Annotated in this window: 21 protein-coding genes; 10 read left to right on the forward strand and 11 right to left on the reverse strand. The window is 64.8% G+C overall.

Going from position 1 to position 23,609, the window contains the following annotated elements; translation table 11 throughout:
• The first annotated feature begins 211 nt into the window (after window positions 1–211).
• The 5 genes from ACJH7A_RS27915 (at window position 212) to ACJH7A_RS27935 (ending at window position 6,225) form a co-directional block, all read left to right on the forward strand.
• Window positions 212–1,384: a site-specific integrase gene (locus ACJH7A_RS27915; protein WP_226519167.1), complete on the forward strand. Its 1,173-nt coding sequence runs from the start codon at window positions 212–214 to the stop codon at window positions 1,382–1,384.
• Entirely contained in the window at window positions 1,381–3,897 is a 2,517-nt protein-coding gene (locus tag ACJH7A_RS27920) for a tyrosine-type recombinase/integrase (RefSeq protein WP_406803088.1), read from the forward strand. Before ACJH7A_RS27915 ends, ACJH7A_RS27920 begins: the two co-directional genes overlap by 4 nt.
• On the forward strand, window positions 3,894–4,442 hold the full coding sequence (locus tag ACJH7A_RS27925) for a DUF6262 family protein (RefSeq protein WP_226519162.1): 549 nt from the start codon (window positions 3,894–3,896) through the stop codon (window positions 4,440–4,442). The genes ACJH7A_RS27920 and ACJH7A_RS27925 overlap by 4 nt, the downstream gene beginning before the upstream one ends.
• Before the next feature lie 235 nt (window positions 4,443–4,677).
• Window positions 4,678–4,941, forward strand: coding sequence for an anti-sigma factor family protein (locus ACJH7A_RS27930; protein WP_406803092.1), 264 nt, complete (start codon window positions 4,678–4,680; stop codon window positions 4,939–4,941).
• Between the two features lie 69 nt (window positions 4,942–5,010).
• Window positions 5,011–6,225 (forward strand): epoxide hydrolase family protein, encoded by a 1,215-nt coding sequence (locus ACJH7A_RS27935; protein ID WP_103799463.1) that lies wholly within the window; start codon window positions 5,011–5,013, stop codon window positions 6,223–6,225.
• Between the two features lie 13 nt (window positions 6,226–6,238).
• Here ACJH7A_RS27935 and ACJH7A_RS27940 read toward each other — a convergent pair whose 3' ends face one another.
• Window positions 6,239–7,498 carry a cation:proton antiporter gene (locus ACJH7A_RS27940; protein ID WP_219819104.1) on the reverse strand — a complete coding sequence of 420 codons (1,260 nt, stop codon included), beginning with the start codon at window positions 7,496–7,498 and terminating at the stop codon, window positions 6,239–6,241.
• Between the two features lie 1,061 nt (window positions 7,499–8,559).
• Here ACJH7A_RS27940 and ACJH7A_RS27945 point away from each other — a divergent pair.
• On the forward strand, window positions 8,560–9,171 hold the full coding sequence (locus tag ACJH7A_RS27945; protein ID WP_406803089.1) for a hypothetical protein: 612 nt from the start codon (window positions 8,560–8,562) through the stop codon (window positions 9,169–9,171).
• Here ACJH7A_RS27945 and ACJH7A_RS27950 read toward each other — a convergent pair.
• From ACJH7A_RS27950 to ACJH7A_RS27975, 6 genes are all read right to left on the reverse strand, one after another.
• Complete coding sequence (locus ACJH7A_RS27950) at window positions 9,086–10,219, reverse strand: hypothetical protein (protein WP_103799465.1); 1,134 nt, start codon at window positions 10,217–10,219, stop codon at window positions 9,086–9,088. The two genes, ACJH7A_RS27945 and ACJH7A_RS27950, sit on opposite strands and share 86 nt — an antisense overlap.
• Entirely contained in the window at window positions 10,216–11,307 is a 1,092-nt protein-coding gene (locus ACJH7A_RS27955) for an ImmA/IrrE family metallo-endopeptidase (protein ID WP_103799466.1), read from the reverse strand. Before ACJH7A_RS27955 ends, ACJH7A_RS27950 begins: the two co-directional genes overlap by 4 nt.
• Window positions 11,304–11,927, reverse strand: a complete 624-nt coding sequence (locus ACJH7A_RS27960) for a hypothetical protein (RefSeq protein ID WP_103799467.1) — start codon at window positions 11,925–11,927, stop codon at window positions 11,304–11,306. Before ACJH7A_RS27960 ends, ACJH7A_RS27955 begins: the two co-directional genes overlap by 4 nt.
• 89 nt (window positions 11,928–12,016) lie before the next feature.
• Window positions 12,017–12,877: a DNA-processing protein DprA gene (locus ACJH7A_RS27965; RefSeq protein WP_103799468.1), complete on the reverse strand. Its 861-nt coding sequence runs from the start codon at window positions 12,875–12,877 to the stop codon at window positions 12,017–12,019.
• A complete protein-coding gene (locus tag ACJH7A_RS27970) occupies window positions 12,870–13,700 on the reverse strand; it encodes a phosphoribosyltransferase (protein WP_142394589.1) in 831 nt (276 codons plus the stop codon). The genes ACJH7A_RS27965 and ACJH7A_RS27970 overlap by 8 nt, the downstream gene beginning before the upstream one ends.
• An 88-nt stretch (window positions 13,701–13,788) precedes the next feature.
• Window positions 13,789–14,025, reverse strand: a complete 237-nt coding sequence (locus tag ACJH7A_RS27975; protein WP_103799470.1) for a DUF2188 domain-containing protein — start codon at window positions 14,023–14,025, stop codon at window positions 13,789–13,791.
• Between the two features lie 121 nt (window positions 14,026–14,146).
• Here ACJH7A_RS27975 and ACJH7A_RS27980 point away from each other — a divergent pair, with 121 nt between their 5' ends.
• The 4 genes from ACJH7A_RS27980 to ACJH7A_RS27995 all read left to right on the forward strand — a co-directional run bounded on the left by ACJH7A_RS27980 (window position 14,147) and on the right by ACJH7A_RS27995 (window position 18,247).
• Complete coding sequence (locus ACJH7A_RS27980; RefSeq protein ID WP_103799471.1) at window positions 14,147–16,207, forward strand: DEAD/DEAH box helicase; 2,061 nt, start codon at window positions 14,147–14,149, stop codon at window positions 16,205–16,207.
• Window positions 16,208–16,237: 30 nt separating this feature from the next.
• Complete coding sequence (locus ACJH7A_RS27985) at window positions 16,238–16,477, forward strand: hypothetical protein (RefSeq protein WP_103799472.1); 240 nt, start codon at window positions 16,238–16,240, stop codon at window positions 16,475–16,477.
• A gap of 76 nt (window positions 16,478–16,553) precedes the next feature.
• A complete protein-coding gene (locus tag ACJH7A_RS27990; protein ID WP_103799473.1) occupies window positions 16,554–17,012 on the forward strand; it encodes a hypothetical protein in 459 nt (152 codons plus the stop codon).
• Complete coding sequence (locus tag ACJH7A_RS27995; protein ID WP_103799474.1) at window positions 17,009–18,247, forward strand: helix-turn-helix domain-containing protein; 1,239 nt, start codon at window positions 17,009–17,011, stop codon at window positions 18,245–18,247. Before ACJH7A_RS27990 ends, ACJH7A_RS27995 begins: the two co-directional genes overlap by 4 nt.
• A gap of 144 nt (window positions 18,248–18,391) precedes the next feature.
• On the opposite strand, the gene ACJH7A_RS28000 is transcribed toward ACJH7A_RS27995, so the two are convergent.
• The 4 genes from ACJH7A_RS28000 to ACJH7A_RS28015 form a co-directional block, all read right to left on the reverse strand.
• Window positions 18,392–19,267: a hypothetical protein gene (locus ACJH7A_RS28000; RefSeq protein ID WP_258045173.1), complete on the reverse strand. Its 876-nt coding sequence runs from the start codon at window positions 19,265–19,267 to the stop codon at window positions 18,392–18,394.
• Window positions 19,268–20,448: 1,181 nt separating this feature from the next.
• Window positions 20,449–21,009, reverse strand: coding sequence for a DUF6262 family protein (locus ACJH7A_RS28005; RefSeq protein ID WP_103799476.1), 561 nt, complete (start codon window positions 21,007–21,009; stop codon window positions 20,449–20,451).
• Entirely contained in the window at window positions 21,006–23,285 is a 2,280-nt protein-coding gene (locus ACJH7A_RS28010; protein WP_406803090.1) for a tyrosine-type recombinase/integrase, read from the reverse strand. Before ACJH7A_RS28010 ends, ACJH7A_RS28005 begins: the two co-directional genes overlap by 4 nt.
• A 101-nt stretch (window positions 23,286–23,386) precedes the next feature.
• Window positions 23,387–23,609 (reverse strand): hypothetical protein (locus ACJH7A_RS28015; protein ID WP_406803091.1); only part of this gene is annotated, 223 nt, incomplete at its 5' end.

A 23,609-nucleotide genomic window follows, 5' to 3' on the forward strand; every position in this document is an offset into this window, starting at 1 on the left:
CCGGGGCCGTTTAGGACCATCGCCGACGTCGAGTACGCGACAGCAGCCTGGGTCGAGTGGTACAACAACCGAAGGCTTTTTCTGGGGTTGGTCAGACTGTTGCGTGACGTTGCGTAGCTCGGCGACACGGGCCGGTTCTGCAACAGATCTCCTGGGGTGTGGTGCTCGTGGCTGGTAGTGGTAAAGCTGCCTGCTGCGAAAGGAGATCGGGGTGCGGGCGTTTCTAGTGAAGTTGCCGTCGGGGGCGCGTTATTGGACGGTGCTCGATGAGGATTTGGTGGTGGTGGCCGAAGCGGATGCGTTCTTACGGCATGTCCGATTCGGCCGTGACTGCTCGGAGCTGACTACCAGGTCGTATGCGGGTGGTATCGCGTTGTTCCTGCGCTGGTGCGCTCGTAGCGGCCGGCACTGGCATGACGGGGTGGCAGCGCTGGGGTTGTTCATCATCTGGCTGCGCCACGCCGGGCCGCAGGCCAGTGGTGTCGATCCTGTGGTGGGTGGGCAGGTGCTGGCGGGTCCGGGGGCGGAACCGGTACGTGAGGCCCGACGGATCAACGGTGTGCTGACCGCGGTGCGGGGGTTCGTCGCCCACGCAGTGACCTCCGGGCAGGCGCCGGGCGAGCTGTTGGGGTTGATCTACGAGCTGGCCGATGCGAGTGATCTGCCGGCGCAGGCTCGCGGCGAGGACCACCATGTGGCTTGGCGGATGCGGGCGCGGCATCGGTTGCATGAGCCGGAGGCGGCGGTGGACCGGGCCAGCGATGCCGAGATCGTGGCGTTGGTGCGGGCTTGTCGGTCGGCGCGGGATCGGCTGATCGTGTTGTTGATGGCTCGTGGCGGGCTACGCCGCGGCGAGTTGTGTGGGTTGCGGCGCTCCGATGTTCATCTGCTGGCCGACTCGCGGGTGCTGGGCTGCGTGTTCCCGCGGGCTCACCTGCATGTGGTGCGCCGGGATAATCCGAATGGCGCGTGGGCCAAATCCCGCCGCCAGCGGGTGGTGCCGCTGGATTTCCTGGTGGTGCAGGGGTTCGACGGCTACCAGTTCGAGCGGCTTGCTGTGCCACGGGCGGGTGAGTCGGATTTCTTGTTGGTCAACCTGTTTCGGGAACCTATCGGGGCGCCGATGCGCCCGGACGCGATCAATGAGGTGATCACCGCGTGCTCGCGGCGGGCCGGGATTGAGCATGTCACGCCGCATCGTCTGCGCCATGCGTTCGGCAGCAATCTGGCTGATGCGGGTAGCGGTTTGGATGAGATCGCCACGTTGATGGGTCACGCGTCGATGAGTTCGTCGCAGGTTTACCTGCACCCCGATCCGGGCCGGCTGCGTGAGGCCGTCGATCGGGTTGCCAGCCCGCGTGAGTTCGCCGGGACCGACCGGTGAGTGTTTCGCAGGCGCAGGCGCAGGCGCAGGCGCTGGCGCTGGCACCGGTACCAGGCGCCCCTGCCGGGGAGTATGTGTTCGCGGGCAGGCCGATCGACCACCACGTCGGGCGGATCGCTGCCGTGGTCGACCCGGTCTTCCTGGCCGAGGCCGGCTGGGATCCTGCCCGGCAGATCCTGGTGTTCGCACCGCAACATCCGCTGCTGGGGCGCCGAATCTGCCGCGCCGAGGGCTGCGCGACGACCGCGACCGGGGCGGCGGGAATCTGTGGTGTGTGCCGCAAACGGCTCATCGAGAACGGGCTCGATGCCTCTGAGGTCGCCGCACTGCCGCCTCGGGAACGGCGCAGTCAGCGCCGCGGTCCGGAACGCTGCCGGGTGCACGGTTGCGCGCGGGAATGGCTGTCGCTGCGGTCGGGGTTGTGCTCGGCGCATGCCGAACAGAAGCGCCGCATGCCAGGAGTCGGATTCTCGGCGTTTCTCACGCATCAGACGGTGAAACCGCTTCCGCTGCTGCCTGATTGCTCGGTCCAGGCCTGCGTCCGGCAGCGCCGCCATCCTGCCGGGCTCTACTGCGATGCCCACCAGCAACGGCTGCGCAGCCTCCGGAAGCAGGACCCGGGTCTCGACGAATCATGTTGGCAGGCTACCGAATCAGCGATAGGGCGCGGCGGTGAGGTGAGCCTGCGTGGGTTGAGTCCGTTGGTGGTGGCGCAGCTGCTGGCGGGGTTGCAGCAGCGCTGCCGGATCAACGCGGTCAAGACCAATGATGCGGTGCTACGGGTGCTGGTCAACGACATCCGCGCCCAGCGGGTGGCCTCGCTGGCTGACTACACCATCGGCGAGGACCGCGATCTGGAATTCACCGGCCTGGCCAACTGCCTGGCCGGCCACGCTCGCCGCGTCTTGTCTACCCCGGAAACCGAAGTGGTCACCGATGTTTGGGAGCTGGCGGTGTTCGGGCACAGCGGCACCCTATCGTTCACCGGTATCAGCCAGCACTGGCTGCGGGAGGCGGCCAAAAGATGGGCCGCCGACGATCTGCCGAAACGACGTGTTCGGGCCGGGCGGCGCACCAGTGCCGGCTTGTCGGTGCGCCACCATATCGGCTGCCTGACACGGTTGTCGGAGTCGCTGCGGATGCGTACCGACCGCGGTGAACACCCGGCAGCGTTAGGCCGCACCGACATGGAGGCATTCCTGCACCGGTTGGCCTACCTCGAATCGGTCGGGCAGATCAGCGACGACGCCCGCATCCGGGCCTGCCGTGAGGTCCGTGCCGTGCTGACCCGAATCCGGGCCATGGGGTTGACCCGACCCGACCGGCTAGCCGCGGGCCTGGGCGAGGACTTCGCGATCGCGGTCAGCGACATCCCCGCCGAACCTGAACCAGGAGAACCCAATCGCGACCTACCGCCGGAAATCATGGCCCAGCTGTGCGCACACCTGGATCGACTGACCTCGCCGGAGATACGCACCGCCGTCGAGTTGGCCATCGACACCGGCCGGCGTCCCGAGGAAATCTGCGCCCTGAACTTCGACTGCCTGACCCGCGACGACGACGGATTACCCGTGCTGGTCTATCACAACCACAAAGCCAACCGGCTCGCCCAGCGGCTGCCCATCACCGAGCAGACCGCCACCGTGATCATCGCCCAGCAGCAACGGGTTCACCAACGCTATCCACACACCCCGGTCGGTGAACTCAAGCTGCTGCCCACCAACCGCCGCAATCCCGACGGGAGCCGCGCGATCACCCCATTTACTGTCGCGTTCGCCCACCGCACGTGGGTCGATGCGATGCCCGTCCTGCACAACGTCGACCGTGTCGAATACGACAAATCCAAGATCGTGCTCTACAGCTACCGGCACAGCTACGCCCAACGCCACGCCGACGCCGGTGTTCCCGTCGAAGTGCTACGCGAGTTGATGTCGCACCGCCAACTACAAACCACCAGTGGCTACTACCGCATCGGCGAAACCCGCCGCCGCGAAGCCATCGACCGCGTCACCGCGATGCAGTTCGACCGCCACGGTAACCGCATCTGGCGACAAGCCCAAGCGCTGCTGGCCTCCGAACACGCCCGACGCGCCGTCGGTCAGGTCGCCGTCCCGTTCGGTGTCTGCGCCGAACCCTCCAACGTCAAAGCCGGGGGCGGCGCCTGCCCGTTCCGCTTCCGCTGCGCCGGCTGCGACCACTTCCGCACCGACGTCTCCTACCTGCCCGACCTGCACGCCTACCTCGACGACTTGCTGCGCACCCGCGAACGCCTACTCGCCACCACCGAACTCGATGACTGGGCACGCGCCGATGCGATGCCCTCGAACGAAGAAATCCGCCGGATCCGCCGCCTGATCGACCAGATCAGCCACGGCCTCGACGAACTCGAACCCGAACAACGCCAACAACTTCAGCAAGCCGTCACCCTTGCACGCCAACACCGCAGCGTCACCCTCGGCATGCCCCGTACCCGCCACACCCCGCCCGACCTACGCCCGGAGAGAACGACATGACCACCAACACAGCCGCCGTCGACGCGATGATCCAGGGACGTCGGGCCGACTCCACCCGCCGCCGCCAACGTGTCCTCAGCGCGCTCGACAACGCCATCACCGACGGCACCGAACTCAGCGTCACCGACATCGCTCGTCGCGCCGGGGTCGACCGCACCTTCCTTTACCGCCACCGCGACCTACTCGAACGCATCCACGCCGCCGAAACCGAGCCACCCGACAAACCAGACATAGGGCCCTCCGTTACCCGCGCCTCACTTCAAGCCGACCTGCTCGCCGCGCAGCAACGCTGCGCCCGCATGGCCGCACGCACCCAACAACTCGAGACACGACTATCGGAACTGCTCGGCGAACAAGCCTGGCGCGCAACCGGACTCGGCGCACCCACCGACATCGACCAGCTCCAACAACGCGTCGTATCGCTCGAACAGCAAGTCGTCGACCAGCGGCTACAACTTGAACAACGAGACCAGGACCTCGCCGCCGCCCGCGCCGCGAACCGCGAACTGATGACAGGACTCAATTCGTCCCGGCCAACCGGATAACACACCCGAACGAAACGCTTGCACAACACCTGTAGCGCACGATAATTTCAACGAACAGCCGCGGGACCTGCACAAACACCGGAGATTCGCACGAGCTTCAGGCCAGACCCCCAGAGAACCGACTGCACTCCAGTCTCGGCATGGTCAGCCCAACCGAGTACGAGCACGCCCACTACAGCGCCCTCGACCGAGAGCGTCAACCCGTATAGCAGCGGCGGAAAACCTGGGGCGGTTCATCTGCGAACAACTCGTCGAATTGGTCACTGACTACCTCGACGGCGCGCTCGACCCCGACGTCACCGCCAGATTTGACGCGCACCTGCTGGAATGTGATGGCTGCGTCAACTACGTCGAACAGTTCCGGTCGACGTTCAACACCCTCGGGCGGGTTCAGCCCGATCAACTCGACGAAGGCTTCCGAGAACGCCTGCTCGACACGTTCCGCGCCTGGACGACCACCCCTAAGCGAACACACGACAATCCGCACACGGACTCATGACCGCATCAGCTCCTGCCCACTGCATACCTGCAAGATTGCGACGTTGCATAAAGCCCCAACCGATTAGCGATGAATAGCTCCTCGCCCGCGACCGACGGTAATCGTGCGCTGTCATCGGCCGCCGACCCTGCACCGCGACCATTCGTCACACCGCCGACGACGATCCAGTGGGCCGACCTGCGCGCACGCTTGCGTGCGACCCGCTGGCCGGCCAGTACCGCGGGCACCGGGTGGTCGCTCGGGGCAAGTCTTTCCTACATGCGCGAGCTGGTCGAATACTGGGCCGAGGAATACGACTGGCCGAATCACGAACACGCACTGACCCAAGTACCACGCTTCCACACCGAGATTGGCGGTGCCTCAATCCATTACGCGCACATCAAGGCGAGGACGGCCGGTGGGCGCCCAAGCATGCCCCTACTCCTGGCCCACGGCTGGCCAGACTCATTCTGGCGATACACCAAGGTCATTCCGCTCTTGACAGACCCCGGGGCCCACGGCGCCGACCCGTCGGACGCCTTCGATGTCGTCGTACCCGACATGCCAGGGTTCGGCTACTCAATGCAGCCCACCGGCACGCCGCTCAACTCCATTGCCGTCGCCGATCTTTGGGCTCAGCTCATGACCGACCTCGGGTACTCCCGCTTCGGCGCAGCAGGCGGCGACATCGGTAGCGGCGTGTGCCGCTACCTCAGCCTCAATCACCCCGACCGAGTCACCGCACTGCATCGCCTCGACGCCGGAATGCCGGCAGGCGCCGCCGACGGCCATCTCACGAACGAGGAGCGGACCTGGCTCACGGCGGTCACGTCGTGGACCAACACCGAAGGCGCCTACGCCGCCATGCACCGCACCAAACCTGACACCGCCGCCTTCGGCCTCAACGACTCACCCAGCGGCCTAGCCGCCTGGATAGTCGAGAAATTTCGCTCTTGGAGCGACTGCAACGGCGACATCGAGGGAAGTTTCACCAAGGACGAAATTCTGACCAACGTCACCATCTATTGGCTCACCGGCACCATCGGATCCTCGATGAGCATCTACCACGCGAACGCGCACATCCCGCTCAATCAGCACACACGTCGGGTCAATGTCCCTTCCGGCTTCTCCTTGTTCCCCGCCGACATCCTCACCCCACCCGAGGCCTGGCTGCACCGCACCGCCAACACGGTATGGATCAGCCATCCGCCACGCGGAGGCCACTTCGCGCCGTTCGAGGAACCCGACATCTACGCGGACGAACTACGCAACTTCTTCCGACCTTACCGACCGCTTTCGACCTAATGACAGCCAGTGGTCAGGGCGAGGTGTCTCCTGTGCAGATGTCCGATGGAGCCGGCTCTTTCCTCCTTCGGCTCGCCAGCAGGAATATAGCCATACGCGGAAACACGATGACTGACAGTAGCCCGGCGGCCACTAGCGCGGCGTAGTTGGCCGGCTGCAGGAGCCCAAGTTCCACACCAATTCCTCCGGCCACCACCGGGATACTCAGCGACGTGGCCTGTAACAGTCCCGCCGCCAAGACCTGGCGCCCACCGCCGAGCAACGGACGGTACAAGACGGCCGGTACGGCTCGAACGATGAGAAGGGCGACGAGAAAGATGGGGACGTTGGCCAGGGCGGGCACGTGGTCGATGAGTGCTCGGACGTCGAGCGACACCCCGGTCCCAACGAAGAAGAATGGGATGAAGACGCCAAAGCCGACGGCATGCAGCTTCGTATAGAAATGGCTGTGTGTCATGTCCTCGTCGCGGTCCAGCAAGGTTAATGCCGCTCCGGCGAGGAACGCCCCCAGAATTGACTCAAGTCCGAAAGCTGTGGCCAGAGACGCGAAAACCAAGAGCAAGGCCACAGTTGCGCGGACCCGAATCTCGGCGGTGGTGTCCTGCAGATCGAGCAGCGTCTTACAGAACGTGCGGGCGCGCTCCAGGCCGAGAACGACGGCGATAACAACAGCTGTGAACCCGAGAAACGCCGCCAGCAGCGTGAGCCTGGCGCCAACGCCGGCCGACGTGTCTTCTGAAAACCATAGGGAAAGAAGCACTATGGGCACGATCTCGGCAATGGACGCACCGGCCACGATCACTTGACCGGCTCGGGATTCCACAACTCCCGCGTCCTTCAGAACCGGGAGGATGATTCCCAGCCCGGTTGCCGACAGGATCACAGCCACCAGCACCGGTGACCGAGTGAGCCCCACTAGGCCTAGCGTGACACCCACTAATGCCGCGAGAGCGAACGACACCACGAAGGCCCCCGAGGCGCGGCGCAAGAGTGGTCCCCTTAGATGCTGGACGTCAATTTCCAGTCCGGCCAACAAGAGTAGGAAACTCAAGCCGATCGTCGACAACACTTGAAGCGCGTCGTCCATGCGCACCCAGCCAAGCATTTGCGGACCGACGATGACCCCTACGAGGATTTCGAGCACGATCGCCGGCATTGGCAGCCGAAACACCCGCACACTGAGCGGCGAGAGTAAGGCGACGACCGAAACAATTGCCACTGAGGTCAGCGAAACGATGGCAAACCCTTCCGACTCGGAACGAACAGCGGTCACAGACCCGTGCTGAGTGCCGCCTGACCACGACGCCACCGACTACCTCCATTAAGGCTGGCGAATGGCGCTGCTCATAGTGCATCGTAATCTGCCTACGGTCGGGCGGCCTGCGGATAATGTACCGCAGAGTACAGTTTAGCCGCCATGTTGCCCCCGCAAACGACGTCGGAAACGCCGACTTGTACTGCCGCTCGACGGGAGGACTGGCACCCTCGTCGATCGCCTGGCCAATGCTGCAAGCACGTCCACATTTCTGTTCATCCCCGGCACCCGCTAGGCCCACCTGCGGCGGATCATCGGGCGCGGCGCGGAAAGCTCACCGAGATGCGATCGGCTCACGTCAGCTGCTGCGGTCAGCAATTCGCGAAGATCGAACATTGGTCACGAACGTGGGACGGACCCCCGGCGGTCGAGTTCTGAGACAACACGCAACTCAACAGTTCGCAGGTCAACATTGCTCACGAAGCGTAAGAAGTCACAACTGCGGGGTCCGCCGCCATATAGCACCCCGGCGCTATCCGCGACGGTGAAGCTCTTCACCAGTGGCGTTCGACCGCAACACACGTGTCCGGGCATTACTGCGCTAACACGCGTCACTACAACGCTTTCTAGCCCTTAAATGCTAGTTTTATCAGGATGACATCGATGCCGATTGGGCCGCGCCAAGTCAGTAGCCTGCGTCGGGTGACCATTCCCACCCGAACGTCGGTGCGGGTCGGAGTGCGGCCGGGATCGTGGGTTGTGGTCAGCGCTTCTCGCCGTGACCGAGGCGTACTGGTCATCCGCTCCACCGACGAGCCGATTCCTGGGTATGGCCTCAGGGACCCTCGACGCGCCCGCAAAGTCTCAGACAGCGGCCAGCTCACGCTGCCGGCGTCACTGCTTGATCAGGCGGGTATCGCCGTGGGTGGTTGGGTCGCGTTCACTACCACCGGTGTCGATCTGCGGGTGTTCGCCGCTGAGCGTGTTCGTGGGCCCAGGACTGGCCGGCGATGACCGACGGTCCCGGCGCGGCGGCTGGCAAGGACGTCAGGCAGGATGGCCCGATGCTTGGTGCTGACGTGACACCGCAGACACAGGATGCGCAGCTGGCTGTGGTGGAGCGTGCGGTGGCCAGCATCGTCGGTACCGTGGTGGCGCTGCCGGTTACCGAACTGTCGGGATGCCGGGGTTATCCGCTGATCCGGTGGTCGGCGGCGTTGGACGATCGCCTGGCCGGGGGGGTCGGCCCGGTTCTGGATCGGCCAACATTGTCGCGGTGGGAGTCGGCTACCGGTGCCGGCGGCGCGCCGCCGGCACCGCTGCAGATCGTGGGGGTGGCCTCGTCGGCGCCGTGGCGGCAGGCGGTCACCGCGGCGCGCCAGCTGCGCGGATTCGGCGCCGGATGCGTGTTGACCGGGAAGCGGCCTGCGACGATCAGACTGTCAGAAGCCGACTATGCCGGGGTCGGCGTTGTCTACGTCGGCCAGCACGGTGACCCCGAGGTGTTGGTGCGTGGCGACCACGACACCCGGCGGGCGCCGCGCATTGTCGCCACGCGGTACTGGGAGGAACGTCTGCTGGCGCACGCGCTGGCCGTCGGGTGTGTCAGACTCCTACAGCCGACGGCGATACCCGAACCCACTGCGCCAGTGAGTCTTTGGGAAGCCACAGCCCGTCAGTGGCCTCACTGACGGTGAAGTGCTCCAGTTGGGCTTGTAGACACAGTTGGGTCCATGCCGCCGGCGCCGACAGCCCCGCAGAGACCGCGGCGGTCAGGGCGGCGCCGATGTCGCCCAGTGCGGCCACCGAGTGCTTGAACGCCGCGTCGGCCGGGACGGAATCAGAGGCGATCCAAGTCAGGTCGCCACCGGCGCAGTAGGTGCAGTCGCACCGCCAGGCAGGCAAGCTCGGATCTAGGCGGTAGCTGTTCTCGAAGCGGCTGTTGAGGAAGTAGCCCAGCAGCGCAGGGATGAAGAAGGAGAGATTTTGCGCGCCTCCTCCCCCGTTTCGAAGTGGGTAGATGTGCCGGTAGGTCGAGGTGGTGCCCACGGCGGCTCCCGCGGCGCCGTGGGCTATCGCGCCCAGTGCGGCGGCATCGGAGCGCAGCAACAGCACCGGGGTCTCGGCGCCCAAAATTTCGACGAGGCCCTTGACGGCGCCGGGCTGGTCGAACGGGTCCTTCTCGTCTTCGACCATCAGCGCCACTGGCGTGGAGTGTCTATCGATCAGATCTTTGACCGTGCTGGCTTCGTCGACCACCCAACTGCCGGCGAGCGGCAGCGCCACGATGACCCGCGGACCTAAGGCGGCACCGCGTTGCAGCGTGGCGGTCAGACCACCGAGATCACCGTCAGCGCAGTATCCCGAATCGGTCAGGGCCCACGTCAGACCGTGATAGTGCTGGAAGCTGATCCAGTCTCGCTGCGGGGCAGCAGAAGCGAACTTGCGGTTCTTTCCTGTGTAGAGGCTGGCGTCGATGAGGATGTCGGCGTGCGGGGCGTGTTTGCGGGTGTAGTGGATCGCCCCCGCCGCGTCGGGCCGGGCATACGCGCGCCGCTGCGGGTCCACCGCGTACACGACGCCCACGCCGTGTGTGTGCACCAGCGAGGTCGCCGCGACGGTGCGATGACACTCGGCCTGCACCAGCAGGTCTGAGGTGAATCCCGCAAGCGGGCGGGCAGAGATCCGGCACGGCGGCGACGATGCCGGCAGTTCAGTATCGCCGGGAATGTCGGTCATGGCGCCACCACTCTCAGTCGGGTGCGGGGTGAATCATGTTGACCGACCAGGTAGTTGCGGGTGAATGCGTCGTCGGTCATGACCGCTGCCCGCGCGAGATCGTGCACCGAGTAATCGTGGTCGGTGACGTGCACGTCGATCACCGAGTTCAGGGTCCGCGGAGTCTCACCGGGCAACGTGCCCGGTTCGACTGTGCGCCAACCCAACCGCCCCAGCTTGATCTGGAATTCCCGGTACTGGCGCTCAGAGATCAGGTCGAGGTCATAGGCGCGGCGGATCAACGCCGCGATCGAGATCCCCCACTGCGCCTTCAGCTGCATCAATCGGGGAAACTCCGCGGTGGTCAAACCCGTGAGCAGCGGCACGATTTCGTCTGCAGGTGCCAAGAACTCCGCGGCGAACCGATCGGCCTCGCGTTCCTGATAGTCACCGGGCACGCTGTGCATGACCAGGTGCCCGGCCTCGTGCATGGTGGTGAATCTCTGTCGATCAGCGGGCAGTCCACGATTGAGCACCATGATGGGGGGGCGATCAGGGTCGTGCGGCCAGGTCGAAACGGCATCCTGTGCCGTAGTGCCCAGCGGGCGCATCACCACGATCACACCGACGGCTTCCAGCAGTCCCACCACGTTGGCGATCGGACCCGACGGGACCCGCCACCGGATCCGCAGCTCCCGCGCCACTGTTTCCGGCGTCCCAAACTCGTCGATGTCCATGCGCTCCAGCCGCGCCTGCGGCACGATCTCGATGCCGTGCAGCAGGCCCTCCACCGAGACCCGGGTCAGGTGGGTGATCGCCTCGATGCGGCGCTTGGTCGCCGCGGTCATTTTGGAGTGGCGTCGGCGATGGTGCAGACAGGTGACTTCCAGCCCCTGAACGGGGGTGTCGTCGACGAGTAATTGCGGGGGGCAATCCAGCGCGGCCGCCACCGCGGTGAGGTGCTCTCCGCGCAAATCCAGCAACCCGGATTCAACTTTGGAGACGAAACCCTGGCTGACGCCGGCGGCTTCGGCGAGGTCAGTCTGTGACCACCCCCGCGCTTCGCGCACCAGCGATACCAGGCGGGGATGAGCGACGACCTCGCTCACCGAACTCCTGACTGACCGTCGAGGCGTTCACGCACCACGGTGCGTGCCGACCGGATGATCGGCGCCGACAACGGAACCAGCGGGAGCTGACGCGCCGTCGTGGCGCTTCGCGGCAGGGCGAAGGAGTACAACGGCTCCTCACCGAGGTGACAGACCAGATGGGTGCCGGCCAGCCTCGTACCGCTATCGTCCACGACGTAGCCCGCGGTGAGGATGGTGGCTTCGGGCGCACCTGGCAAGCAGGGATCACCGAGGTGATAGGCCAGGCGGGTTTGACGCTCGGTGTCTGACGGGCACACCCGCAGCTGCGCGGTGAGCCTCTTAAACCGCAGCTGCACGCGGCCACCCTGAAGGCTGACCCACGGGCGGCCGTAGCGATCGGCCACCGCCGCTCCGGCAACACCGGCGAACAACCGGTGCGCCGGGGCGCGCACGAAGTCGGTGACCAGCATGGCCCGAGTCGCCGCCCCCGCCCGGCCCAAAGAAGAATCAGGCTGGTCGCGCAGCAGCTGATAGTCACGCCAGGCACTGTGCAAAATCTCGCCCAAGCGCGGCAGATGCGGGCGCACCACCGGCAGCATCGCGGTCGCACTCACCGGCGGGTCAGCGAAGTCGTCCATCCGGGACTCCCTTTCAGGTCGGTATCCGCAACCTACCACCGACTTATCGGATCGGCATATTTGGACACGCAATTACCGGGCTGTTGGAGTTACAGCAGGAGGCCCTGCTGAGGTTCCTCCCCCAGAGCATCCAGAGCCTGGCCCAGTTCTTCCCGCGACCGCACCGGACGTGCGCCGGCCTCGATCAGCAACCGGTTGCCCGCCGGCGTCTCGTCGCCGAAGTTAAGCACGAAGACCGGCCGAGCACGTTTGAGCGCGTCACGGCCGGCGGCCAGGGTGCCGCCTTTGTCTCCGGCCTCGATGACGACCAACGCTCGGCCGAGGCCGAAGATCACGTGATTGCGCGCCATCGCCGCGTACGACGCCCACGCTTGTGCGGGATGAAATTGGGAGACGACCAGAATGCGTTGTGGGTCATAGGCTTTGGTGAAGTCACGTTTGATGCGGAACCGGTTGATTCCCTCAGCCAGCACGATCACCGTGGTGCCGCCGCGGTCCAATGCGGCCAGATGAGTCTCGGTGTCGACACCTTTGGCGTACCCGGACACGACCGCCAGGCCACGCGCGCTGACTTCCTCGCCGCAGGCACGGGCGGCCTTGAGTCCCAGCGGGGTGGCTCTGCGTGATCCGCACATGCCTGCCGACGGCGTGGTGAGCAGATCGAGATCGCCCGAGCAGAACAGCGTCGCCACGACCGGGCGCCCATTGACGATCAGCGATGACGGAAAACGACCGTCGTCGAGGTTGATCGCCACCACGCCCCGCTGCGTGAGGTCATCGGCCTGGCGGGACAGTGTGTCTCGCGTGCTGGTGTCCAGGACGTCCCATTCCCGGCTCACCAAGTCTTTGCCGGCCTGCAGCAAGGCGGCGATCGTCTTGGCGGGCGTGCGGTAGCGCTCCAACGCCACCAGCGCCCGCAGGTTCGCGTCGAACGCTGCCTGCTCAGCCACTGATGGTCTTCGCGGCCGCGATTCCGTACACCGCCGTAGCGCCGGCCTTCCGGGCGGCCAGCGCCGTTGCGCGCATGGTCATCCCAGACTTATACACGTCGTCGACGACGATGCAGGCGCCCTCGACCATGGCGGGCAGCACGAACTGTCCGTCCAGGCCGACGGCGGCACCGCCGCCTTTTCGGGGTTCCCGCGCCGGTCCGGTGGTGCTGATCAGCGTCTTGCCGGCCTGTTCGGCGACACCGGCGGCGATGTACTCACCGACGGAGTTGCCGTCACCCTTGGAACCCGGGACCGACACGACAAACGGCGCAGCCCGCAACGCGGGATGGCGTTCGACCACCTCCGACAGCAGCTCGATGAGCCGGTTCGCCGACGCTCTTTGGATCCGCGGGTTGCTGACCCAATATTTCGCCTTCTGGACCAAACCGCCGGCTACGGTGTTTTCCCAGTCAGTCGAGGCGACCGTCGGGTCGAGGATCTTGTACCAGTCCAGTGTCACCGCCAGATCGAGGTGGTCGTCCTCGGTAGGCAGCACGAGCACCTCTTTGAGCAGATTGATGAGGCGTTGGGCCCCCTCGGGATAGCCGGTGGGCCAGTGCAGGCAGGTGTCGTAGTCGGCGGCACGGGCGGCCGGGAGCGGGGCGAGCCTGTCGAACCGATCCGCGAAACAGTGCTCGATGTGGGCCACTGGCAACCGGGGCGACTTCAGATAGCTGCGGGTCCAGGTCGGGCCGGCCGCGCTGGGTCGGGCGTAGAGCACCGCCTCGATCCGGCAGGGCTCCTCCATGGCGCGTCTCAACGCGTCCAATCCGATCCGCATTTCGATCTCCTTCTCCATCCGCCCGGGGATGGTCGCTGGCCGTGGCGAAGACCTGGACGGAGGGATCTTCGGGTCGCAGACGGTGGGGTCAGCCTTTGGACCGACGCGGGTCGTTGCCCGGTGCAATGGTGTCCTGTGCGCGGATGGTGCCGTTGCGTGCCCGCACCTGCATTTCGCCGCCGCCGTCGTTTCCGAGGATGGTGCGGGCCCGAGCGATGCCCTCGGCCTGGGTGCTCACCACCTTGCTCGCCCGGGCAGCACCCGGCTTGCGGATCTCCCAGTTGCCGTCGTCGCGGTGCTGAACGACACGCTTGTTGGTTCCCATCACGACCTCGCTTTCGAAGATCCGCCCCGGTCCGCACCGCTGAGAGGCGGCGGCACCGTACTGCTGCGGCCCACCATACCAGAATCTTGTGAGGGTTGATTAATGTTGTATAATAATCCCTATGGTTGATGAGGGCTTTCTGCGGGTGGCGGAGGCGGCGACTTATCTCGGGGTGTCCGCCCAGACGTTGCGGCGCTGGGATCGCGACGGCACCTTGCCCGCGTTGCGGCGCCCCGGCAGTGACTACCGCTATTACCGGCGCGCTGACCTGGAGCCGTTTCGGCTGCAGTACCGCCGCGCCCAAGAGGCCGCGGCGGCCGGCGCCGACAGCAGTGTGTTCGCCACCGCCAACGCCGACATTGAAGCCAATGCCGCGTTGCGCGACCCGCAGCGCGACGCCCACCGCGCGGTGCGTGAGCACTTCGCCGCCAACGCCGCGCCGGCGATCGTGCAGATCCCCGTCGGGTGCGGCAAGACCGGCATCATGGCCACGCTGCCATTCGGTATCGCGCGCGGCCGCACGCTGGTGATTACCCCGAATTTGACCATCCGCAAAGGCGTCGCCGACGCGGTGGATATCACCAGCCCGCAATGCTTCTGGACCAAGTGCCGGGTGCTGTCGGACTTCACCGCCGGGCCCTGGATGGCGGTGCTCGACGGGCCCAACGCCAACATCCACGACGCGATCGAAAGCGATTTCGTGGTGTGCAACATCCAGCAGCTGGCCAGCCAAGCCGACCGCTGGTTGCCCCAGTTTCCCGCAGACTTCTTCGACATGATTCTGGTCGACGAGGGACATCACGCCGCGGCTGAGAGCTGGCAGAAGGTGTTCCGCCGCTTCCCCAACGCTAAGGTCGTCAGCCTGACTGCGACGCCGTTTCGGTCTGATCAGCAGCAGCTGCATGGCGAGGTCGTTTACCGGTACCCGTTCACCCGGGCGATGATCACCGGCTACATCAAGCAGATCCACTCCCGCAACGTCGCGCCCGCGGAGCTCTACTTCACTTACCGCGACGACACCCGCCGCCACACCCTCGACGAAGTTCTACAGCTGCGCGAGGAAGCGTGGTTTCGCCGCGGTGTGGCGCTGAGCACCGAGTGCAACCGCCACATCGTGGAAGCCAGCATCCAGGCGTGTAACCGCATGCGCGCCCAGACCGGCATCCAGCACCAGATCATCGCCGCGGCGTGCTCGGTCGACCACGCCCGTCAGGTCGCCGCGCTCTACAACGAGTGCGGGTACCGTGCCGCTGAAATCCACTCCGACATGGATGAGGACGACCAGGACGCCGTCATCGAGCGGCTGCGCCAAGGACAGCTGGACTGCATCGTGCAGGTGCAGATGCTCGGCGAAGGCTTCGATCACCCCCGCCTCAGCGTCGCGGCGATCTTCCGCCCCTTCCGCAGCCTGGCACCTTACATCCAGTTCGTCGGACGGGTCATGCGCGTCGTGCAGGAAGGCGCCCCCGAGCACCCCGACAACCAGGGCCACATCATCTCCCACGTCGGGCTCAACAATGACGCCCGCTGGGCGGAGTTCCGCGAACTCGATCTCGACGACCAAGCTCTGGTGCACGGCTGGGTGGCCGGCAACACCGACGCAGACGGGGACGGCGACGGAGATGGCGAGCCGCGCGCTCGCCGCTTCGACGACGGCATGCTCGTCGACAACGAGATCCTCACTGACTTCGTCGAGCACACCTACCTCGACCCCACCGATGACCGGGTCCTCGACGAGATCCTCAACCGCGAAGTCGCCCCCGGGGTTCGACTGGCCACCTTGGTCGACCGCGAGCGCCTGCGTGAGCAACTGATGGCCCAACAGGCGGCCGCCGCGGCGCCTGCCCCGCAACCGATTCCGGTCTCTCCGCAGCGCCAACGGCAATCGGCGAGAACCCGGGTCAACGAACGGACCAAGTCGGTGGCCAACCGCGTCCTGTCCGACTTGGGTCTGCCCCACCGCGGTCACCAGCTCATGGCCGTGACCGGCGGACGCCGCCAACACAACTCGGCCATCGTCATCCGTCTCCTGCACGCCGCGATCAACGAAGCCGTCGGCATGGACAACAACACACGAGCGGAGTGGACCCGGGAGCAGATGAGCACCATCTTCGAGCGCATCGACGACATCGCCGACACCGTCCGCGACACCCTGCAAACCCAATTGTCCCCACGCGGGTAACACCCCGCACCGTGCCCTGAAGGAGTCGGCATGCCTACCACCAAAGCGGTCCTGCGCCACATCCGCGTCGAAACCCCGCGCACCAACCACGAACGCCCGTGCGCTGCCCACAAGAAGGGTAAGAAGGCCCACTTCATCCTCGCCGGCGACACCCACCTGGTTATCGTCGAAAACGACAAGGCGATCAGGTACTGCCCGCCGGCGGCGGCCGAAATCCTGGACCTCGCGCAACAGGACCTCGACGCCCTGCGCCAACAACTCGGTACCTGACCGCCTCGCGGCGATCCGGACCATCAACCACAGAGCAATACCGATCACCTGACGAAAACACCTGGGAGAATTGACGATGAATTATTTGACGATCCTGGACACCGTGGAAAACAGCCTGCCGGAGCACTGGACGGAGGTGACCGACGTCGTCACCGACGATGGCCATCACAACGTGTACGTGTTCCACGACGACGCCGCCATCACCCTGGCCTGGGGCAAAGACCACCGTGACGGGCAGCCATGGACCGAGGCGTGGTCGCAGGCCGGCGGATTCCCGGACAACAAGATCTACGGTCACTGGTTCGACATCCGCTACCACGGCGTGGTGATTCACCGCGACCTGCTCCTCAGCGTCGACGGCCACCGCGGCGAGCTGCCTAGCGGCCAACCAATCAGCGAGAAAGGCAAAGGCATCATCGGCATGCGGGTGACCGAGCCCGAAGCCCGACGCGCCCGACTCCTCGACAGCCTGGTCCACGGCCCCAGCTCACAGTTCGACCGGTACTTCGCCAGCGCCAACATCCAGTACCGATGAACAACGACCAGCCGCCCAAGTCTCTACCGCTGAACTGGGATCCGCGCACCGAACAGGAGCTGGCGCACTGCGCCCGCAACGGGCTTCTGGAAGAGACCCACCGTCTCGACATCAAACGCGAACTCGAGTCGGGAAACTCGGCGAACAAGAAGTTGGCCAACGACATCGCCGCGTTCGCCCTCGACGGCGGCATCATCGTGATCGGAGTCGACGAGGACACCTCACCGCCGAGCCTGTCACCAGTCGCGCTGGACGGGCTGGCCGAACGCATCGAGCAGATCGCCCGCATGCGGGTCGAGGAAGCCGTCCAGATCCGCACCACCGAAATCGAATCCACCACCCGCCCCGGACACGGCTATCTCGTCGTGCACATCCCGGTCTCCCCGCGAGCACCACACATGGCCGACGGCCGCTACTACGGCCGCGGTGACAAGACCAACCGCGTGCTGTCCAACACCGAGGTGGTACGACTACTGGACCGTCGCCTCGCCGACCGGCGCGACCTGCGCGCCGAGGCCAGCGCGATCCGTACCGACCTCGTCGGCGCCGACGCCCCACTGTTCGTGGCCGTCGCCGACCCCCTCGGGGCACCCGAGGAGATGCTGGTAGCGTTGACCGAAGATCCGCAATGGCCCTCCACCGCAATCGAACTCATCCACGCCGCCGTCACACGTGAACACCAGCAGTACGCGCCGACATTAGCCCAAGCCGGCGGTTTCGCCCGGCGCGCCGACGGAGTCGCGGTCACCACCGGAATGGCGAACGGCGCCCGATTCGAGGGCAAGGAGTACGCCGCCGAAGTCGTCTTCACCGAATCCGGACGACTCATCCTGGCTTCCGAACGCGCCGTGGCCACCTGGTCGTTTGGCAACGTGATGCCGCCACCCCCGGATGCCTCCGTTGTGTTCGAAGCGCTGATCCTCGGTCACTTGAGTCTGCTCGCCCGGCTCGCGGCAGCGGTGTCCCGGCGCTGGGGCTTCACCGGCAGCTGGCGCCTAGCACTGTCGATGAACGGGCTGCGCGGCGCACAATCGTTGACATTGGCTGAGGAAAGGTTCGGCGAGCGAGGCACGGTCTACACCGCAGACCTGTATGAACGGGTGACCGAAGCCTCCCTGGAAGACCTCGGCGACAATCCTCAGCAGATCGTCGCCGCGCTGGCCTCGCCGCTGCTGCGCAGCGTCGGTAGCTACCCGAGATGGGCCAACCACCTCAACACGTCGACCACCGGGTGACATTCTGTCGGCCACCCGGTGACAATCTGATGAGGTAACGCCGGTGCCCACGGGGCTGTATCCAACTGCCACACAACGGGTCCACCACGGCTTGCCTCACGAGCGCATCCCCCAATAGACCCCCAAAGGGCACTTCGCGGCGGCTCACGGCGAGGGCAGTCGGATGCCGCACGCGGGGCACCAGCGGGGTGGTGTGCCGAGCGCGGCCTGGATCGCTGTCAGGGCGTCGAGGTGATGGATGCACTCCCGTCGGGTGAGGTGGGTGCGGATCATGTCCACGATGAACTGTGCTCGCTCCAGGGGTGTTGTCCCATAGTTTTCGGTGTCGGTGGTGCCGGTGGCGATGACGTCGCCCCCCTGCAACTCGCGCTCGTGGTATCGGATCGCGCCGTCGTCGCCAGCGCCGGTCACAGTCCGAACGAAACGGCCGCTCGGTCGTAGATTGAGCTCGATGTACCACTGGTCGTGGCGCTCGCGAAAATAGAAGCTATGACCATCGATTTCACCGCGCCACTGTTCGGGAGCCAGGCCGCCGTGGCTGTGCACAAGGACGCCCGGCTGCCGTGCGAGCCAGACCTGCAGTTCGGCGTCGGCGGCCTGCTCCGCGGCGGTGATCCGTTGGCCCTCAGGCGATTGCCAGAACCGCGCAATGCTCTCGCGCCACTGGTTCACGGCGTGACGACGGGCCTCGGGTGTGCGTGAGCAGGGACAATCGAATCCGTAGTCGTGCAGATCGCTTTCTGGCAGTCGAGGATGGCAGGAACAATGGCAGCGGGCTCCGCTGTCGATGTAGCGCCACACGGTCAGCGCGTCCAGCGTCGCATCGGCGAGTTCATCGGGAACTGCGACACCGAGCTGGTCGAACATATCCGTCAGATGTTCGCGGTAGCGGGAGCGCGCCTGGCTGCGGTGACGTTCGACGCGTTGTCGGTACTCGGCTTCCACCATGGCGGGGTTGCTCGCGCAAAGGTCGGAATCCTGGTTCACAGCGATCGAGGGTGACACGCCCAAAGCCGTCATGTCGACCGATTTTTTCGACGTCCAGGCATAAAGGAAGGATTCGCCGAGCTGGCGGCTCCACCCAAGAGCCAATGAACAGCGCGCGATACGGCTGGAATCTAACCCCAACCGGCTCGAAGGAGTAATCCTGTTGACCCCCGCCTGCCGGCAGCGAAAGACAAGACCCTAGATGACCACCCACCATTTCACCGCGAAATGCTCGTGCCACGATGCCCGTCGAGAGTTATGTGGCGACTGCGGCGACTGCGGCGACTGCCTCGTCGAGGGTAGGGACCACGGTCACGATGTTGGTGACACCGGTGAGCTTCATCGGGCGGCTGGTGGCCGGACCGTCGGCCACGACGGCGAATCCGATTCGCGGGGCCAGGTCAGTGGGCTTGCACCAGTAGTCCCATGCCGACGGAGGCCAGAAAGTCCACGGCGCTGAGGTCGACGATTACCGCGCGGGGGGGAGGCGGCCGTTGCGGTGAAACGCTGTTTCGAGCTGCGGGGCGGTGAGAGTGTCGACCGTTCCGCTGACTTCCAAGACCCTTATGTCATCGACGTGGCGGTCCCGGATCGTGCAATCTGCCGCGGCTGCGTGGCCTGTCGGATCGGGCTGGCCGGTCATGGTCGCCCGACATCTTGGCGAAAGAGAGCAGATAAGCAACTCCAACGAAGGGTTTTGCCGTCGACACGCCGGTGTTGGTCAACACCAGCACCGGCGATGAAGTTCGAGGGTCATTATCGAGGACTTCGGGCCGACCGCCGGCCACGGTGTTTACGTCGGCGACGAGATGATCGTACCGGCCGCCCGCAGATGGGCGGTCCTACTCGACGACGGCCGACTAGTTTTGTCGACAGCCGCCAGCTCGCCGCGATAACGGGCTAAGTCATCAGTGCATGGGGCGAAAGGGCTGCTCCCCCCGCGGTATTGCCGACAAGGATGCGCCGAGAATGTCGCTACATCTGTAGCACGACGTCGGCAACGGCTGCGCGAAGCGCCGGTTCTAGGAAACGCAGGGCGGATATGAGGCTGCTGAAACTCAATTGCGGTTTCGCCCGCCAGGCCGAAACCCGGGCCTGCCGCACGCCCCGGAAGCTGCAGCAGTGTGCATCTCATATGTCGCCGCGGTACAGATTCCCGCGAAGACCCCGGCGACATGGATGACGAATCCGGGTACTGTCCGGACGCGTGGCAGTCAGGTGGAGTTGTCGTCTCTGATCATCTTCTTGACGAGTTCACGTGAGGCGCTTAACGCGTCCTCTGCCTCGATGCGCTGTATGCGTTCAGCTTCGACTCGTGCGTTGAGTTCAGTGACCTGAGATCGCAGGGAGTCGTTGTCGTGGTGGAGTTCGTCGATCTCGCGTCGAAGCGAAGCCGCGTCTCCGAATTCGACCTCGGCGCCCAGCTTTTCGCGCAGAGCGCGTCGAAGCTGGGCAACCTCACTGCGCAGCTTGTCGTTCCGTGTCTTCAACAGCAGCACCTCCGTGCGAGGCACGGGCGCCGCGGCGGGTCGATGGATGGACCGCAGCGGCTGTGCCCGCCCGATATCGATATCTTCTCGGACGCCGGGTGTATAAACCAGCGATCGTGAGACGCCGGCGCGGCGTGCCACTGCGGCGAAGGTGACGGTGGCGCCCTCGTCGATCATGGCTTGCAGCGCGGCCCGCACCCGTTGCCGCTTGTCACGCGAGTGCTTGTGCTGTGCGGCCGCCAGATGCGGGGGCCGTTGACGGCTGGGTTCGGGTGCGGTCGTCATCGGGGGTCCTCGGATGTAGTGACCGGTTGAATTTTCAGCTGCGGGCGCTGCCCGGCGCGGATGCGCCGCATGATGGTTGCCGCCTCGAGAAGGTTGTTGCGGTCGTCCTCGCTCATGGCGTCGATCCTCTTCTTCATTTCCGCCACGATGCGGAGGTAGCTGGCGATTTGGCCGTCGATGGACTGCAGGACGTAGGGTTCGACCTCCATGGCGAGGGCGTGTTCATAGTTTTTGCGAAGGTCGTGGATCTCCTGCTCGATGGCCACCAGGTGGGAGGCGTCGGGTCGGTAGAAACCGCAGCCCGAGCATTGGAATCGAATCGGGCAGGTCTGGCCACCTGATTTGACGTTGGCTGGTTCGGTGCAGTTGCCGTACGGCACTGCGAGCGACCGTAATTGGTAGGTCGATGCATCGACCGGCGGGCGGGGTTGGCCTAGGTGGTTGAACGTGTGCTGGGCGACCTTTGTAATTGCCGAGCGTTTGCGTTTGTCACTGACCCGGTAATAGACGCCGACCGTATCTAGGCCATCATGGTCGAGCAACTCGGCAAGGACTTCGATCTCGGTGCCCGAGTCGGCGTGCCGTTGCGCCCAAGTGTGACGAAAACTGTAGGGATAGATGTTGGACCGATCAAAATCAATCTCGTTGCCGTCGGAGTCGACGATGCCCGACCCGATGAACGGGATGCTTTGAACCCAAAGTCGCAACGTGGCAGCGAAATACCTTGGATGAAGGTGGGGCTCCGCCGCGACCTCACTCACCGCCGGAAACAGGCACGGGCGTGAGGCTTTTGGGATGCTCAGCGCTCCACGCACAGACAGCCACTCCTGGACTTCTCGGGCCAGAGCAGCTTCGATGGGAAGATCGCGGCCCGGTCGGCCCATTTTATAGCTGTACCAACGCAAGACGGGTTCATCGGCGGTTCCGCCGATGCAGTCGGTGCGGAGGGCGCAGATTTCGATCGGTCGACGACCAGTGTCCCGCATCAACAGATAGATGGTGCGGAACATGGCTCTTACTTGGGGTTCGGTCATCAGGTAGTGACGTCGGCCAGCGGCCAATAGGTCAAGATTCGCGTCGAGAGTTCTTACCACGCTGTCCGGTAATGCCTTGGTGTCCTTCGATTCACGGTTGCGCCGCTCGGCCTGGTGAAACACGTGCTTTTTGGAACGGGCGAACGTTGTGGGAAGACCAGTGATGAGTTCGAGTTGCACACCTCTTTCAACGATCTTGAAGAATACGTTGTATTTCGCCATCCGGTAGGCGCGGTTCAGCAGCCGGCCGTCGGCATCGCTTTCCTCGGCCATCCGTTTGGCGACGCGGTCAGCGTCGCGTTGTCCGAGCTGAGAAGGATCCGATCCTCGGTCCCGTCGTCTGCCCAACACTTCAGAGCCATACAGCGCCGCTCTGTACGCATCGTAAAGATAGGTAGTCGTCGTCAGATCGCGGCAGTAGTTCATTGCCGCTGTGCGCAACCATTCTTGTTCGATGAGGGTGAAGTCGACGCCCTTTCGGCGTCGCGTGCCCCGTAGCGGCGACGGGTCACGAGAAAGGCCGATCTCGACGGGATCCCAATGCAGTTGACCTTTCAGGTCGACACCCTGGAATGACCGAAACCCCTCCCGCACATCGCGGGCGAACTCGAAAACCGTTGATCGATACGACTGGGTGAGGCGGCGGGTCTCCATGTCGGCTACCTCGCTATCGGTCAGCTTTGCAAACGATTCGATCCCATACTCGACGAGTCCGTTGACGGCCAAACGGATCACACTCGGATTGAGCTTGCGGTTTCTGCTATCGCGCACCGCTAGCGCGTAGAGGATCTCGTCTATCACCAACGGTGGCAGTTGCCCTAGCCAGAACTGATTAGCGTTCAACGCCGGATCAGCGCACAGGGCCCAGTCGGCGTGGCTTTTGTCGGATTGTTCGCGCTCCCAGCGCCCATAGTGGATCGAGCACAGCGGAATTCGTGACGTCTTAGCCGGCAGCTGGCAGGCCGCAACAAGACACTCCGCTAGATCGAGCGGGGGTGGAATCGAGTGGGGCCCCCCGTGCTCGATCCACACGTTCAACGACTGGGCCACCGCGTTGGGCTCCCTTATAGTGCCCGACCGAATCCTTCGCTGCCGCTTATGCCATTGGTAGTAGTGGTAGTGACACAGGCTCTTGGTATCGGCGACGCGCGGGCATCTCCGGTCATCGCGCGTGATGACGCACCGTTCTCGATCCGGAAACGTCATCTGCTGCTTACGTGTTCGCGTCACTTTCTCGGGCACGTCAGTTCCGTTGGCGCGCAGCTTGGCTTGCCGGTGTCTTCGCATGCAATAGTCGCAGTAAGTCGTGCGCGTGGTGAGCACACGGCAGTCTGGGCAACGCGTCACGAAAGTTTGTGGGTTGTGTTCGTCACCGCAGAACACCAGCGTTTGCGCGTCCCATTCGCCAGGTCGCCACGGATCAGGAGTGTGCTCTCGCAGCCAAGCCCGCCATTGAGCGACATCTGAGTCGTCACGGACAACCTGCAACGAGGAATTGTCAATACCTGTGGATCGGCTTGTTTCAGGCGACCTCCGTTCCAGTTGATTCGGTCGGTGCCGAGTCCG

Source organism: Mycobacterium sp. SMC-17 (assembly GCF_045310915.1).
In the GTDB taxonomy this organism is placed as follows: Bacteria; Actinomycetota; Actinomycetes; order Mycobacteriales; family Mycobacteriaceae; genus Mycobacterium.